The organism is Lysinibacillus sp. G4S2 (genome assembly GCF_030348505.1).
In the GTDB taxonomy this organism is placed as follows: Bacteria; Bacillota; Bacilli; order Bacillales_A; family Planococcaceae; genus Lysinibacillus.
Window position 1 is genome coordinate 1978720 of sequence record NZ_JAUCFJ010000002.1, and the last position, 13591, is coordinate 1992310.

The 13591-nt window shown below is 33.6% G+C and carries 17 protein-coding genes; all 17 read left to right on the forward strand.

Going from position 1 to position 13591, the window contains the following annotated elements; genetic code table 11:
• Positions 1 to 247: 247 nt before the first annotated feature.
• Positions 248 to 631: a hypothetical protein gene (locus tag QUF91_RS10105; RefSeq protein ID WP_285400377.1), complete on the forward strand. Its 384-nt coding sequence runs from the start codon at positions 248 to 250 to the stop codon at positions 629 to 631.
• Positions 632 to 819: 188 nt separating this feature from the next.
• Positions 820 to 957 carry a hypothetical protein gene (locus QUF91_RS10110; RefSeq protein WP_289417681.1) on the forward strand — a complete coding sequence of 46 codons (138 nt, stop codon included), beginning with the start codon at positions 820 to 822 and terminating at the stop codon, positions 955 to 957.
• Between the two features lie 255 nt (positions 958 to 1212).
• Positions 1213 to 1449 carry a DNA-binding protein gene (locus QUF91_RS10115; protein WP_289417682.1) on the forward strand — a complete coding sequence of 79 codons (237 nt, stop codon included), beginning with the start codon at positions 1213 to 1215 and terminating at the stop codon, positions 1447 to 1449.
• A 42-nt stretch (positions 1450 to 1491) separates the two neighbouring features.
• Positions 1492 to 1767, forward strand: coding sequence for a hypothetical protein (locus QUF91_RS10120; protein WP_289417683.1), 276 nt, complete (start codon positions 1492 to 1494; stop codon positions 1765 to 1767).
• Positions 1764 to 2576, forward strand: a complete 813-nt coding sequence (locus tag QUF91_RS10125) for a zeta toxin family protein (RefSeq protein WP_289417684.1) — start codon at positions 1764 to 1766, stop codon at positions 2574 to 2576. The genes QUF91_RS10120 and QUF91_RS10125 overlap by 4 nt, the downstream gene beginning before the upstream one ends.
• A 168-nt stretch (positions 2577 to 2744) precedes the next feature.
• A complete protein-coding gene (locus tag QUF91_RS10130; RefSeq protein WP_289417685.1) occupies positions 2745 to 2957 on the forward strand; it encodes a hypothetical protein in 213 nt (70 codons plus the stop codon).
• A gap of 80 nt (positions 2958 to 3037) precedes the next feature.
• Positions 3038 to 3619: a Fic/DOC family protein gene (locus QUF91_RS10135; RefSeq protein WP_289417686.1), complete on the forward strand. Its 582-nt coding sequence runs from the start codon at positions 3038 to 3040 to the stop codon at positions 3617 to 3619.
• Between the two features lie 153 nt (positions 3620 to 3772).
• On the forward strand, positions 3773 to 3907 hold the full coding sequence (locus QUF91_RS10140; protein ID WP_289417687.1) for a hypothetical protein: 135 nt from the start codon (positions 3773 to 3775) through the stop codon (positions 3905 to 3907).
• Positions 3894 to 4304 carry a hypothetical protein gene (locus QUF91_RS10145; RefSeq protein WP_289417688.1) on the forward strand — a complete coding sequence of 137 codons (411 nt, stop codon included), beginning with the start codon at positions 3894 to 3896 and terminating at the stop codon, positions 4302 to 4304. Before QUF91_RS10140 ends, QUF91_RS10145 begins: the two co-directional genes overlap by 14 nt.
• A gap of 193 nt (positions 4305 to 4497) precedes the next feature.
• Positions 4498 to 5034 carry a hypothetical protein gene (locus QUF91_RS10150; RefSeq protein ID WP_289417689.1) on the forward strand — a complete coding sequence of 179 codons (537 nt, stop codon included), beginning with the start codon at positions 4498 to 4500 and terminating at the stop codon, positions 5032 to 5034.
• Between the two features lie 91 nt (positions 5035 to 5125).
• A protein-coding gene (locus QUF91_RS10155; protein ID WP_285397716.1) for an IS3 family transposase occupies positions 5126 to 6297 on the forward strand; the annotation gives its coding sequence in 2 pieces (ribosomal slippage) (positions 5126 to 5387 and positions 5387 to 6297; 1173 coding nt in all).
• Between the two features lie 169 nt (positions 6298 to 6466).
• Positions 6467 to 6709 (forward strand): hypothetical protein, encoded by a 243-nt coding sequence (locus QUF91_RS10160; RefSeq protein ID WP_285398089.1) that lies wholly within the window; start codon positions 6467 to 6469, stop codon positions 6707 to 6709.
• A gap of 137 nt (positions 6710 to 6846) precedes the next feature.
• Positions 6847 to 7518, forward strand: coding sequence for a hypothetical protein (locus tag QUF91_RS10165; RefSeq protein ID WP_289417690.1), 672 nt, complete (start codon positions 6847 to 6849; stop codon positions 7516 to 7518).
• Between the two features lie 46 nt (positions 7519 to 7564).
• Entirely contained in the window at positions 7565 to 8758 is a 1194-nt protein-coding gene (locus QUF91_RS10170; protein ID WP_289417691.1) for a hypothetical protein, read from the forward strand.
• A gap of 620 nt (positions 8759 to 9378) precedes the next feature.
• Complete coding sequence (locus QUF91_RS10175; RefSeq protein WP_285397325.1) at positions 9379 to 9918, forward strand: SMI1/KNR4 family protein; 540 nt, start codon at positions 9379 to 9381, stop codon at positions 9916 to 9918.
• Between the two features lie 243 nt (positions 9919 to 10161).
• Positions 10162 to 10698: a DUF1572 family protein gene (locus QUF91_RS10180; RefSeq protein ID WP_289417692.1), complete on the forward strand. Its 537-nt coding sequence runs from the start codon at positions 10162 to 10164 to the stop codon at positions 10696 to 10698.
• A gap of 400 nt (positions 10699 to 11098) precedes the next feature.
• Positions 11099 to 13060: a methyl-accepting chemotaxis protein gene (locus QUF91_RS10185; RefSeq protein WP_289417693.1), complete on the forward strand. Its 1962-nt coding sequence runs from the start codon at positions 11099 to 11101 to the stop codon at positions 13058 to 13060.
• Positions 13061 to 13591 lie beyond the last annotated feature (531 nt).

Consider the following 13591-nt stretch of genomic DNA (forward strand, 5'->3'; position numbering starts at 1 on the left):
TAAAACTTTAAGTACAAATAACAGCAGAGATAATTTTATCTAATGCACATATAAAGAAGCTGTAATAAGCGGTTTTACATGTTTTTTTGTATTTACTTATCTATGGTGAAATAGTTTTGGTTTCAGACTATTTGGTTGAATTGAAAATTATTCGACGGGGTTGCTGAACTCAGAAAATGTCAGGAGTAAATTTGTGAAAAGATGGGATTGAATAATTTTTAAATGTTAACAGAAGGTGATTAGAAGTATGATTGCAATTAACGATTTTAACCGAATTGGTGAAAATCTTTTTAGATTTATTTATAACCTAGGTGAAATCGCTTATAGCTCTGTTGTTACTTTTAAAGAAGCATGTACAGATGCTCATTTTAATTCAGTTTTTCCTTTAATCCAAGATAACTTACTTTGGTTAGAAGAAAGTGTTGATACGCTGAAGGGGCTAGTTGAAGAGAAATTGCGTTTTAATACAGATGTTAACGAATTTAAGCATCTACATATTGTTTCATTTTCTTTGATTTTTGAGGAAAATTTTGATGTTCCGATTATTCAAATTGCTTATGGTGATGATGGGGTTTATTTGACAGTAGGTATAAAAGAACAACAAATATTTCAAATCACGCTCAATGAATAATAAAACAAAATGAAAAATTAGGTCAGGAGGTTATTTCTCAAGGTTACATTATTCCGATATACTCCCTTTTGGGGACTGATTTCGCTTCTATAGGAAAAGATAAAAAATGGAAAAAAGTAAAAAATATACAATATCTATTTATGATTATAAATAGATATTGTATAATAAGGATATAAAGGTGTATATAAGTGGATGAATTTGAAAAAGTCCTTGCGCTTGTCGCTACAGCATTTAAAGCCTTCACATCAGGCTTTAAAGACATTCACGAAATGACACAAGGAAAAAAGAAAAAGCGACGCTCTCCCAGGAAGAAGAACCGTCGCTAATATTCGGGAAGGAGGTTACCCCCCCTTCTTTAATAAAATTATAACACATCCACTTATTTGTATATATGAAAAAGGTATTCGAAAAATTGGGTTATGTAAATATGGCCTTGCTGTTTGCTAGTACAGTTATAATACTGAAGTATGTTGATTTTCAAGATCGCTCAGCCTTTGGCAATGTATTACTAACTCTGTATGGGATCACAATTTTAATCCACGCTGCAAGACTTATGTTTATAATTAAAGTGAGGTGAAATTGTGGAATATAAATTTGCATCAACTGAAGAACTTCTTGAATTTTTAAATGGAGAATTATTGTCTGGAGCTGAAGCAGCTTCAATATTAGAAATATCAACGGCCCGGCTAGGACAATTAGTGAAAGATGGAAAATTAGTAGTTGCTAAAGAACAACCTAAAATGTTCTTAAAAAGCATGCTACTGGAGAAAAAAGACGAACTCGAATTACTCCGGAAGAAATATAGACCATATGAATAGTTGAGTACCTGGTGGTTTCATTAAAAGAAGGGAGTGTTGAAAATGGAAAAGCCTTTAAACTACGAAAAAACTTTCAAAATCGAAATATTAAATGAATTTGCTAATGGTGTCTATAATCGTTTGTTAAACTTTGTTTTGAATAATGGTATGAATCAACAGGATAAAAATAATCCTTATAACGTCTTATTAGACCAGTTTGTTGAAATGCTAGATATAAATTTATTTAAATTGTCATTTGAAGAATTAGAAGTATTAGATGGCTATTGGACCAATATGAATAGCTATATTAAAGAAATAACAAAGGGAAAATTAGCATGAATAAATTAGACTTAGCTTATTTTTCTGAAGATCAGTTTCAAGTGCGTTTACAACAACATATACAACGATTAAGCAGAAAAAAAACGGTACAAAAAAATCCTGTTGTGTTTATTTTAGGTGGGCAACCAGGTGCAGGGAAAAGTTCGTTACATGATATTATTAAAGACAAATTAAACGAAAATGTTATTACTATTGATAATGATACGTTTAAACCTTCGCACCCGAACTTTGATTTACTCGTTGGGAAATACGGTAAGAATTATGTAGAACATGTTACTCCTTTTTCAAATAAAATGACTGAAGCCTTAATTGAACATTTTAGTAACCAAGGTTATAACTTAACTATTGAGGGTACTTTGAGAACCGTTGAAACGCCAATAAAGACTGCTACAGACTTAAAAGAAAAAGGATATGAAGTAAACCTTTATGTTATGGCCGTATCGAAAAATTTATCTTATTTAGGTACGCTGGAGAGATATGAAGCAATGTATTTAAAAGAACCACAAACGGCAAGATCAACGGATAAGGCTATTCACGATATGGTAGTTTCTAATTTACCTAATAATCTTGATACCCTTTTTAAAGGTGATATTTTTACCGATATTAGTCTTTTTACAAGGGAAGGAACTAAGGTTTATTCTAGTGCTGAAACGCCGTCTATTAGCCCAAAACAGGTTGTTAATGAAGGTTTAAATCAGGAATTACCTAGAGATGTCTTAGTTAATAAAATTAATAATATTATTAATCTGACCAAGCAAAATAATCACCAACTACCTGAACTTTCAAATTGGCAGAAAGAACTTAAATAACAAGGCCAACAAAGTATTTTCTCTTTGCGGGCGTAAAAGAAATTGATACCAATATCAAAGGCCAACAGCAGGATCAAGCCAAAGATAAAAAGCGAGAACAATCACTTTAAATGTTTGTAAATTAAAGAGGAAATTCAAAAAACATAATGAAAAAGAGGAGGATAAAATATGGGTAAATATAGCATTGCTAATACAACTAGAGAAGAACGCGCAGAAAGATCTGCGCGAGCGGAAGCGATTAACAGCTTAGGAGCTAAACCAGTAGCGCCTGAAGATCAATTATTGTTTCAACGACATATTGACGGTGAATTGGAAATTGAGGAAGTAACACAAATGTTGATTGATAAATACAAAGAACCCCCTAAAGCTCTGAATGATTAATTTCAGAGCTTTTTTGAAATTCATTATTAGGGAGCGTGATATTTATGAAGGATCCGTACTTAATACCAAATAGTTTTGTATTGAAAAACAAATTAAATATTACTACTCAAGAAAAATTAGACATGGCTGAAACTGCTATCTCAAAAGCTAAACTCCATTCCATTCTTGATGTTAAAGGGGACTTTGAGTATAAGCATTTAATGGATTTACACAAGCACATTTTGGGTGATATTTATGTGTGGGCCGGACAGCCCCGTTTGATGGATATAGAAAAGGCTGAATCCGTACTTTCAGGTTTGAGTGTTCGATATTGTCATCATAAACAAATTCCTGCTGAAGCTAAAGCAGCCATTGACGAATTGAAAAATGTGAATTGGCGTAATTTAGATACATATGAGCAGAAAGCCGAAGCATTTTCAAAAAACATGGCTACATTATGGCAGGTACACCCTTTCCGGGAAGGTAATACGCGAACTGTAACAGAATTTTGTGTACAATATGCGGCTACTCAAAATATATTTATAAATCAAAATTTATTCGCTGAAAATGCTTCATTTACTCGAAATGCCCTTGTTATGGCGAGCATTGGGGAATACTCTGACTTTTCACATTTGAATAGAATTGTTAAGGACGCTATGGAGAGTGGCGATAAGGAAGGATAAGCAAGGAGTTATACTTATCGATATCTAATGTAAGAAGTTTTAATTAATGGATTAGAATGAGTAAATTATGAACAAAAATTTTAAAATGTAGAGGGAGTGGGTAGAAATGAGAAAAAAACTCATGAGGAAAATCTGGAGGAAGTAAAGGCTGTCTTGGCATTTGAAGGCTTAGAGCTGTTACCAGAATTGGAGGAGCTCATCTTGAAAGAAGCTAAAGGGGAGATTATAGCACTCCAAAGCGAAGAAATGGCAATGAAAATCTTGGGTTTGAGCAATGGGAAAATTTAATCAATCTAAATATTGTTATCCTAACTCCACTATCTTGATTAATAAATTTGATGTTCATGATCAACAAAAATTAGACCAATTAGAAGCATATTATGTTGGAAGACGTTTATTTCAATTGCGAGAAAATCCATTACGTGGGAAATTGTATATCGAAGAACAAGGAAAAGAGTTATTTAAAGAATTAAAAAAAATAAGGAATTTTTCACATGAACTTTATAATTTACAAGAATGTACAGACTCTTCTTCTTTTATTGAAGTTGAAAATTACAAAAATGAATATATTCACGTTTCAATTTTAAATAGTAATGTAATGGTAATCCGCGATAAGAAAAAGATACTGCTAGAAGGCGAGCTTGAGGAAATACAAAGGTTCGTCACCAATTTTATTTTCAATTAAAAGTTAATTGTTTTAGTGATTCCACAGGATGAAAAAAATTACAAACATAAGTAAGAAGACCATTTTGTATGGGAAGGGAATACAATTCTGTCTGAGTGTGCAGAAGGTTGCTAACTTTTAAATTCAATGCAACGAAAATGTCTACTTAAGATAGAAGTATATAAGGGATGTGGATAATTGGATGTATTACTACTTGAATACTATTTTAAAAAAGGAAGCAACTTTAATAGAATTTCAGGGAAATACAGATAGATTATTTGATTATTTTGTTCGAGATGCGATTGATGGGGAGTTCTTGAAATATGTTGAATTAAAAGGAATAGCTCAAGAAGGAATGAATGAAGAAGACATAGAGAAATGTGATTTTTTAAGCGGTATAGTTGGTTTACCGATATTTTCTGAACGTTTTGTTGAAAAGTCCTCATCATTATTGAATCAAGAATGCATGTTTTATCCAATAGAAATAAAATGTAAAAATAAAGTGAAAACCTTTTATCTAACTAAAATAAATTGTTATCAACAATGGATTGACTATGACAATTCTGGGTTTCGAACTTTAGTCGATGGTAGTAAAATGTTGGACAAACCAATTGTTACTAAAGCTATTCACAATGATTTTTATTTAATTAGAGATACCATCACAAAATCAAGATGGGCTGCTAGTGAAAATTTGAAGAAGTTTGTGGAGGAACATAAACTTAACATTGAATTTGAAATAGTTGATGATTAAGGTGGAACTGATGTTAGTCTAAATAATGGACACAGAGAATTGGGAGTTTATAAAGTATAATAATCTTAACAATTTACTAGGAGTGTCTAAGATGACAAAACGAAAAAGTTATGACAAAGAATTTAAATTAGAGGCAGTACAATTAGTTGAAAGTGGCAAGAGAGTTGCTGAGGTTGCACGTGAGCTGGATCTTGCAGAACAGACATTACACAATTGGGTAAAGAAATTTAGTAAAGATGGCGAAGTTGCATTTGTTGGTAGTGGGAATTTAAAGCCTGAGGATAAGGAAAATAAAGAATTAGAAAAAAGAATACGTGACCTAGAAGAGGAAAATGCCATCTTAAAAAAGGCTATGGGCATCTTTGCGAAAGACCGGAAGTAATTTACAACTTTATTCAACAGCACCGACACGAATTCCGTGTGGCAAAGATGTGCGAAGTATTAGGTGTTTCAAGAAGTGGTTACTACGAGTGGCTGAACCGACCAAAGAGTAATCAAAAAGAACGGAAAGAAAAGTTAACCAGCCAAATAAAACGAGTGTATTTGGACTCAAGAAGAAATTATGGTAGTCCGAAAATTACAAAACAATTGAATTCAGAAGGAGTCTCTGTATCGCAAAAAACAGTATCGCGAATTATGAAAGAAGAAGGCATTCGCTCAAAAACAGTGAAAAAATACAAAGCGACGACGAATTCAAAACATAATCTACCAGTATATCCAAATCTATTAGACCAACAATTTAAAGTAGAACGCCCTGGACAAGCGTGGGTAGCTGACATTACGTATATATGGACCAGTGAAGGTTGGCTCTATCTAGCAACGATTATGGAGTTGTTTTCAAGACGAATCATCGGTTGGGCAATGGATGAGAGAATGACAAAGGAATTAGTGATCCTCGCCTTAAAACGAGCAATCAGAACTCAGACTCCAACGCCTGGGCTCATTCATCATTCAGATCGTGGGAGCCAGTATGCGTCGAAGGAATACCAACAAGTGTTACGAACTAACAGAATGATTACAAGTATGAGTAGAAAAGGAAACTGTTACGATAATGCATGTATCGAGTCATTTCATAGCGTCATCAAAAGAGAGTTAGTTTTTCATGAAAAGTATAAAACGAGAGATCAGGCCAAGAAAAGTATCATTGAATACATCGTTAGTTTTTATAACTACAAGCGTATCCATTCTTTTACAAATTATATGTCGCCCATTGCATACGAAAAGCAATATTTCAAAACTTCACAAAAAACTAAGGTCATATAATTAAACCCTTTTAACCTCACAAATAATTTAAGGGTTACGCCCCTTAAATTATTTGTGAGGCGAGCAAGCGATAGCGCGCTTAGATTTAAAGCAAAATCTCAATTTTCCCTGTCCATTTTCTTGACATAGTATCACTTTTATTGGCGAATATGAACTAGACGAAAATTGTGTGTTACGTCCAACATACATCAGAGATTTTCGATTAAAACAAGGCTTTTTTGATGCTTACCCTAACTATGACGAAGAAAATAAATTAGTTTTCTTTATTGGATGGGAATCAGTTCCGTTTTCAATTGAATTAACAGATGGAGAACAAAATGCTGTCTATGATAACGAAAAGAAGATTGCAAACTCTCTTGAAGAATTTTTATCGAAAATCATTGAAGATCCTGAATACTTTCAACAGGATTAGACATATATGGATATTCAAGTTTTAAAGAGCGAGGATATGTGATTATCCCAAGAATGGGAGAAGAAATGTAACAATTCAAAAAGCAATGAACAAGTCAATTAAATAGAACTAACAAAAAAATAAAAGGGGAGGCTGCAGTGGAAAATAATTTTATCCTTAATTTAGAGATGCCAGGAATGGTGATTTTTGACCCTTTAACAGTAACAGACTATTTAAGGGAAAAGGGAATATTAACAAATGACTTACTTGCTTACTTTGTTAGTAATGAAGAGATTGGAAAGGAAGTTATAACCAAAGGTATTATTATTCCTATATACCCTATACCAGAGTGGGATTATAGCATTATGATAAATCAAAATAAAAAAATTGATTATTATACAAAAATTGACTGTATACAGTTCGAAACAAATCAATTTCCTTTAACAGTAACGAGTGAGCTTGTGATCATTTCTGATATATCAGCAATAACCATTGATTGGGAGGCAGATTTTTTTCTAAACTATGAAAAAAACCTTGATAGTAAATCAGATATAAGCCACTATACGAAAATGCCAATCGGGAACTATGGAGTAAGTATTATAGGATATAGTAAAGATAAAACGGACATGGATTCTGAATGTGGATATGTATTTGATTTCCTTAGAGTGAACAATTTGCCAGCTTTTGATTTTTCCAAGAGCATAGATGAATATGATTTTGTCATTGAGCCATTGAATAAGTTTATGCAAGAGCAAGAAACTCAAAACGCTAGAAGCCTTGATATTAAAGCGTTTTGGTTCACTTTTGGAATTGGATATTTAGAAGGGTAAACGAATTAACGTGTGTACAAGTCACTTATGGGAAGGGAAATATTAAATGTCCAGGATGAAATATGCTGAAGATATGTTAGGGATCATGGAGAAATTAGAAACTACATCATCGACAAATGCAGCATCTTTACTAACGAAAATAGAAGAAGAGTCACGACAGGATATATATATTGATAAAGTGGCTTTTTTTTCGAATCCAATTATTACTGAAAGATTAATAAAAATTGGGCAGAAGTATCAAGCTGATGACAAAATATTAGAAGTGATTATAAGAACAGTCACAACTATTTCTGAGAAATTTGACGTTAAAACGCAAGACTTATATGATTTCTTGATTAGCCATATTGAATCTAAAAATAAAGCAATTAAATTTGTTATAGCTTCATGCGTTCCTTTTTTACCGCAATTTAATGATTACAATGAAAAGCGGAAGTATATACTATCAATTCCGAAAATTCTACCAAAAAATAAATCTATACACATATTTCGAACGATTATTGAGCAGAGAATAGATGAAATTCCAAATGATCTAAGAAAAAATATAATTAAGATAATGGAAAATTATATTTTTCGAAAAGAAAATGAAACGCTAGATGATGATACCTTTGACCAGTTTATGGATATTTTGGATAAGTTGAGATGGGACAAGTATAATGAAGAAATGTTAGGGCTTATTGGAGAATTAGAAACTACATCATTAACAAATGCATTATCTTTAATAAAGAAAATAGAAAGAGAGACAAGACAGGAGATTGGTATCGTTAGTGAGGCCTTTTTCTCGAATCCAACTATAACTGAAAGATTAATAAGAATTGGACAGAAATATAATGGTAATGACCAAATTTCGGAAGAGATTATAAGAACAGTCACAACTATTTCTAATAGATTCGGTGTTAAAACGCAAAACGTATATGATTTCTTGATTAGTCATATCGAATCTAAAAATAATAAAATTAAATTTGTAATAGCTTCGTGTGTGCCTTTCTTACCGCAATTCGATCATTACGATAAAAAATGGGAGTATATACTATCGATTCCAAAGATTCCACCTAAAAAAGAATCTATAGCCGTATTCCGACGGGTTATCAAGAGCAGAATAGATGAAATTCCAAGTAATCTAAAAGAAAATATGATTACAATAATGGAAAATTTCATTACTACCAAGAATCTGCATAGTGTTGTCCATGAATTCTATGAAGAGGTTATTGAACAGTTAAGAAGTACTGATAATTCAAGATAAGTAAATAACACTATTATTCTCTCTTGATAATAAAAGGTTCAGGTATGTTGATTAGGGAAAAATAGAATTATTATTGGAGATAATAGGGTTTTTCGTTGCTATTTGGCTTATCACAGTTGTGGATGACATTTTTAAAAATTATATGCCATGTTAATTAGTTGATTGGAGTGGAGACTGGACGACAACTAGGGGATTAGCGTCACAGATGAGACCCTGGAGCGAGCAACGCGAGTGAAGCGGCTCATCGGACGCCCCCCAGGAAGCTCTGCTCTGCGCGAAAGCGAAGCGTCAGCGGCAAATGTTTTATCTGTGCGAAAGCGTAGCGTCAGCAACAAATGTTTTCTGTAGCGAAAGCAAAGCGTCAGCCACAAATGTTTTATCTGCGCGAAAGCGAAGCGTCAGCGGCAAAGCGCCCAGTCGGAACGGAAATCAACCACACGTTATGGTGATGAACCTGCTATTTTGCAAATATATTCACATTTTATCTGATTGTAGCCCGCAGCGGAAATCAGAGCCTTCTATTAGGGTGGATAAAAAGATGTTACTAAAAAGAATGCTTGTTCAAAAAATTTCCTTTTGTTATGTAAATGGTATACAAAAATAGTTTGGAGAGATTAAATGTGTCTTTAGAAAAACTAAAAACGATTTTATCTATACCTGATAAAATTTATGGTGCTGGAGATATTGCTAAATGGAAAGAAGCTGAAAAGGAGTTAGGCACAAAATTCCCATCAGATTATAAAGAATTTATTTCTATCTATGGAACAGGTGGAGTTTGTGGTTTTTTATGGATTTACTCACCTTTTTCTAGTAATGAAAACCTAAATTTTTTTATAGGGTCAAAAGAAGATAACAATGCTTATTTTACATCAAAGCAAGAATTCCCTGATGATTTTCCTCGAAATTTATTCCCTGAAGAAGGTGGGTTGCTTCCTTGGGGAGTAACAGATAATGGAGATGTATTAAATTGGATTACCTCAGATAACCCTGAAAAATGGTCGATATTGGTGTATGAGGGGAGGTCGGGTGTTTCATATGAATATAAAAATTCATTAGCTGAATTTCTTTATGATGTCTGGAGTGGAAATATAACTTGTCATCTATTCCCTGAGGATCTTTTAGAAAATGAACTTGAATATATAGTAGGAGGTGTAGATTGAAAGTAAATGTCAACTTGATCAAAATGATTAAGTAAGTTAATGGTGTTTTTCCTAGATAAGGAAATATCGGTGGTGGCTATTCTAGTAATAAACTTAATATCTGCATAGGCAGATAAAAATACAACTTGATATTCAAGTGAACATGAAGAAATTAATTGATACTGTGAATAATAAGCTTTTCGCTGCATTAAGGTAAATTAATAATATTTGTACCAATAGTAAAATGAGGAGGGATGTTCTCGAATGAGCATTGGGCAGACTTATTTAAATATTGTTCAAAAAAGATTTAGAAGTGTGAAAGCGTTAGGTGATAAAACACTCTCGCAATTGGATAATGAACAACTGCACTGGGCTATTAATGAAGAATCTAATAGTATTGCTGTTATTGTTAAGCATGTTAGTGGGAATATGGTTTCGAGATGGACAGACTTTTTAACGAGTGATGGTGAGAAACCAACAAGAAATCGAGATGATGAATTTACTGATAGTCTTCAGACAAAAGAAGAGATTTTGACAGTATGGGAAAAGGGCTGGCGTGTATTTTTGGATGCCTTACAAGGATTAACGGATGCTGATTTACAAGGGTTTGTAACGATAAGGGGAGAACAGCATTCCGTGATAGATGCTATCGAAAGACAAATGTCCCATTATTCACTGCATGTTGGACAGATCGTTTTCATTGCTAAGCAACTAAAGGGCTCAGAGTGGCAAACATTAAGTATTGCAAGGGGACAATCTCAGGCTTTTAATGAGTCAATGTTAAAAAAATATCAACAATAATAAGAAAATCGTAGCACATGGTTTGCTACGATTTTTTGCTGTTTTGTCTTCTATGCAAAATAAAGTTGATGCATCGAAATTACTGACGGCATCTGATACAGCAACCTCTACACATTTGGCAAAAATAGCGATTAACTTACATTAAAGTATAATACATAGGGGTTCTCTGGTTGATAGAAGGGCAAAAGTAGAAAAATTATGATTCGAAGATCAAAAAAATGAAAAAAAGGTTTTAATTCATCTGTTTCATCCGATAAAAGAAGGGTAAGTTGTGAACAGAGAAGTGAAGCGGCATTCTTTTTGAGTCTAAATCATCGAGTATAGTGTCAGTAAAAGAAAACACAAAATACACAAAAATACACATCTTAAGAATTAATGAAGACAAAAGGAGAACTGTTGCATGAAAAAATTATTTGGAAGCTTTAAGGGCAAGCTCTACACATTATTTGCTCTTATCTTGCTAGTTCCAGTTATTACTGTTGGAAGTTTTGCGTATCTTTCAGCAAAAGAATCGATAAAAGAAGAAATATTATTTAGTGCAAGTGAAAGTGTAACTATGTTAAATTCGGTTATTGATAGAACCATAAGTGAAAAAGTAAACGACATTAATGTTTTAAGCGAGCAAATAAATTCTTCTATGTATGAACAGAAGGGAGCCGCTATATTAACAGAGTTTCAACAATATATGAAGATGAATCCAAATGTTTTAAGCATTTATCTTGGAACAAATGAGGGAGAATTATTTCTAGAACCAAAATCGAATAGTGCGGAGTACAATCTTTTAGAAAGAGATTGGTATAAAAAATCTACGGCATTAAAGGGAGAAATTTTAATAACGAATCCTTATATTGATCTAGGTACAGGAGATATGATCGTTACAATAGCTCGCCAAGTAAAAGATCAATCTGGGGTACTGGCAGTTGATATAAAATTGACAGATATTCAAAAACTCGCAAACTCAATTAATATCGGAAAAAGTGGATATTCTTCAATTTTTGATGAAGATAAAATGGTCATTTCGCATCCTACTTTAGAAGCAGGTAGCGAATTAACAGAGAGCTTCGCAGATAAGATTTACGAAAGTAAATCTGGCACGTTTGAATATGTCTTTGACGGTGATGACCGCATTCTGTTCTTTAATACGAATGAATTAACAAATTGGAAAATTACCGGCACAATTTTTGCGAAGGAAATTGACAAATCAGCATCATCCATATTAAATCATACGTTAATCGTGCTAATTATCGCTATTGTCATAAGTACGATTGTGTTCTATTTTGTCATGAAGGGAATCATAAAACCGATTAGATTGCTTAAGGATAGCGCAGTGACAATTAGTAAAGGTGATTTAACAGAGAAAGTGACGATTACCTCTCACGATGAGATTGGACAGCTAGGACAAGCCTTTAACGATATGCAAGACAGTTTAAGGACTCTTATTCAAAAAATAGAACAAAATGCTGAAGAGGTAGCATCATCGGCAGAAGAGTTAACTGCCAATGCCAATCAAACGAGCACCGCTACAGAAAAGGTTGCGATTTCGATTCAAGATGTTGCGACGAGTGCAGACACGCAAACGACGAGTGCCAATAAGAATGCAGAATCATTACATGAACTGTCTAAGGCCATTCTGCACATCGCAGAAATCTCTTCTACTGTGACGGATCTTTCGCAGCATGCAACATTACAAGCAGATGAAGGTGGAAAGGCAGTACAAGATACAAAAAATCAAATGCAATCGATCCATTTATCAGTAACAGATTCAAATATTAAAATTCAAACATTACACGAACGATCTCAGCAAATTACGTCTATTTTAGATGTAATTACAAGCATTGCAGATCAAACAAACTTGCTTGCTCTGAATGCAGCCATCGAGGCGGCAAGAGCAGGGGAGCATGGAAAAGGGTTTGCAGTTGTTGCAGATGAAGTAAGAAAGCTGGCGGAGCAATCCCAGGAGTCTGCCAAACAAATTTTCGAACTAATCCATGGCATTCAGTTAGAAACAGAACAATCTGTAAACATCATGGCTAAAGTAACAGAGGATGTTCAAAATGGTCTACACGTATCTGATGAAGCCATCACAAAATTCCAAGTGATTAAGACAAGCATGGATGAAATTACGCCTAAGATGGAAGAGGTTTCTTCTGCCTCTGAAGAAATGTCAGCGAGCGTACAAGAGGTGGCAGCAATTACGGAGGATTTAGCGTTCTCAGCAAAAGGAAATTCAGCTGCTTCAGAGGACGTAGCGGCATCTACAGAGGAACAATTAGCTTCGATGGAAGAAATTAATGCTTCAGCACAAGCTCTTGCGCATATGGCAGACGAGCTAAAACAGCTAATTAGTCAATTTAAATATTAATAGAATAAGACATACAAAAAAATGCCATTCCTTCTTTGAGGAGTGGCATTTCATATTGGTGAAGAAAGGGATTGTTTTTCGATAAAAGCCCAAAAAGTTTCGATAAAAGCTCAAATAGTTTCGATAAAGAGAGCTCTTGATTCGATAAATCTTCTTTTCTATAAAAACGTACTAAACGTTGTTGGAGTAATTTTCGTTCCGATTAGGTGCTTTCTGAAGGCATCGATGAACCACTTCGGGCAACAAATGTTTTCTGTGCAAAAGCAAAGCGACAGCAACAAATGTTTTCTATGCAAAAGCAATAATTATATCTAAAATGAGATCCTATATTTATTTAAATGATGAAAAAGTGCGAAATAGAAGAATTTATGCTAGTTAAATCAAAAAAATGAAAAAAGGGGTTTGAAATTATGTATTTCGTCCGATAAAAGCCTATGGAGAAATTTCTCGTTAAAAGAAGGGTAGGTTGTGAACAGTAGAAGGAAGCGGCATTCTTTTTGAGTCTAAATCATTGAGTATAGTGCCATTAAA

Coding starts and splice junctions, on each gene's coding strand:
- QUF91_RS10105 (WP_285400377.1), top strand. CDS start 248: ATGATTGCAATTAACGATTTTAACCGAATTGGTGAAAATCTTTTTAGA.
- QUF91_RS10120 (WP_289417683.1), top strand. CDS start 1,492: ATGGAAAAGCCTTTAAACTACGAAAAAACTTTCAAAATCGAAATATTA.
- QUF91_RS10125 (WP_289417684.1), top strand. CDS start 1,764: ATGAATAAATTAGACTTAGCTTATTTTTCTGAAGATCAGTTTCAAGTG.
- QUF91_RS10130 (WP_289417685.1), top strand. CDS start 2,745: ATGGGTAAATATAGCATTGCTAATACAACTAGAGAAGAACGCGCAGAA.
- QUF91_RS10145 (WP_289417688.1), top strand. CDS start 3,894: ATGGGAAAATTTAATCAATCTAAATATTGTTATCCTAACTCCACTATC.
- QUF91_RS10170 (WP_289417691.1), top strand. CDS start 7,565: ATGTCCAGGATGAAATATGCTGAAGATATGTTAGGGATCATGGAGAAA.
- QUF91_RS10180 (WP_289417692.1), top strand. CDS start 10,162: ATGAGCATTGGGCAGACTTATTTAAATATTGTTCAAAAAAGATTTAGA.
- QUF91_RS10185 (WP_289417693.1), top strand. CDS start 11,099: ATGAAAAAATTATTTGGAAGCTTTAAGGGCAAGCTCTACACATTATTT.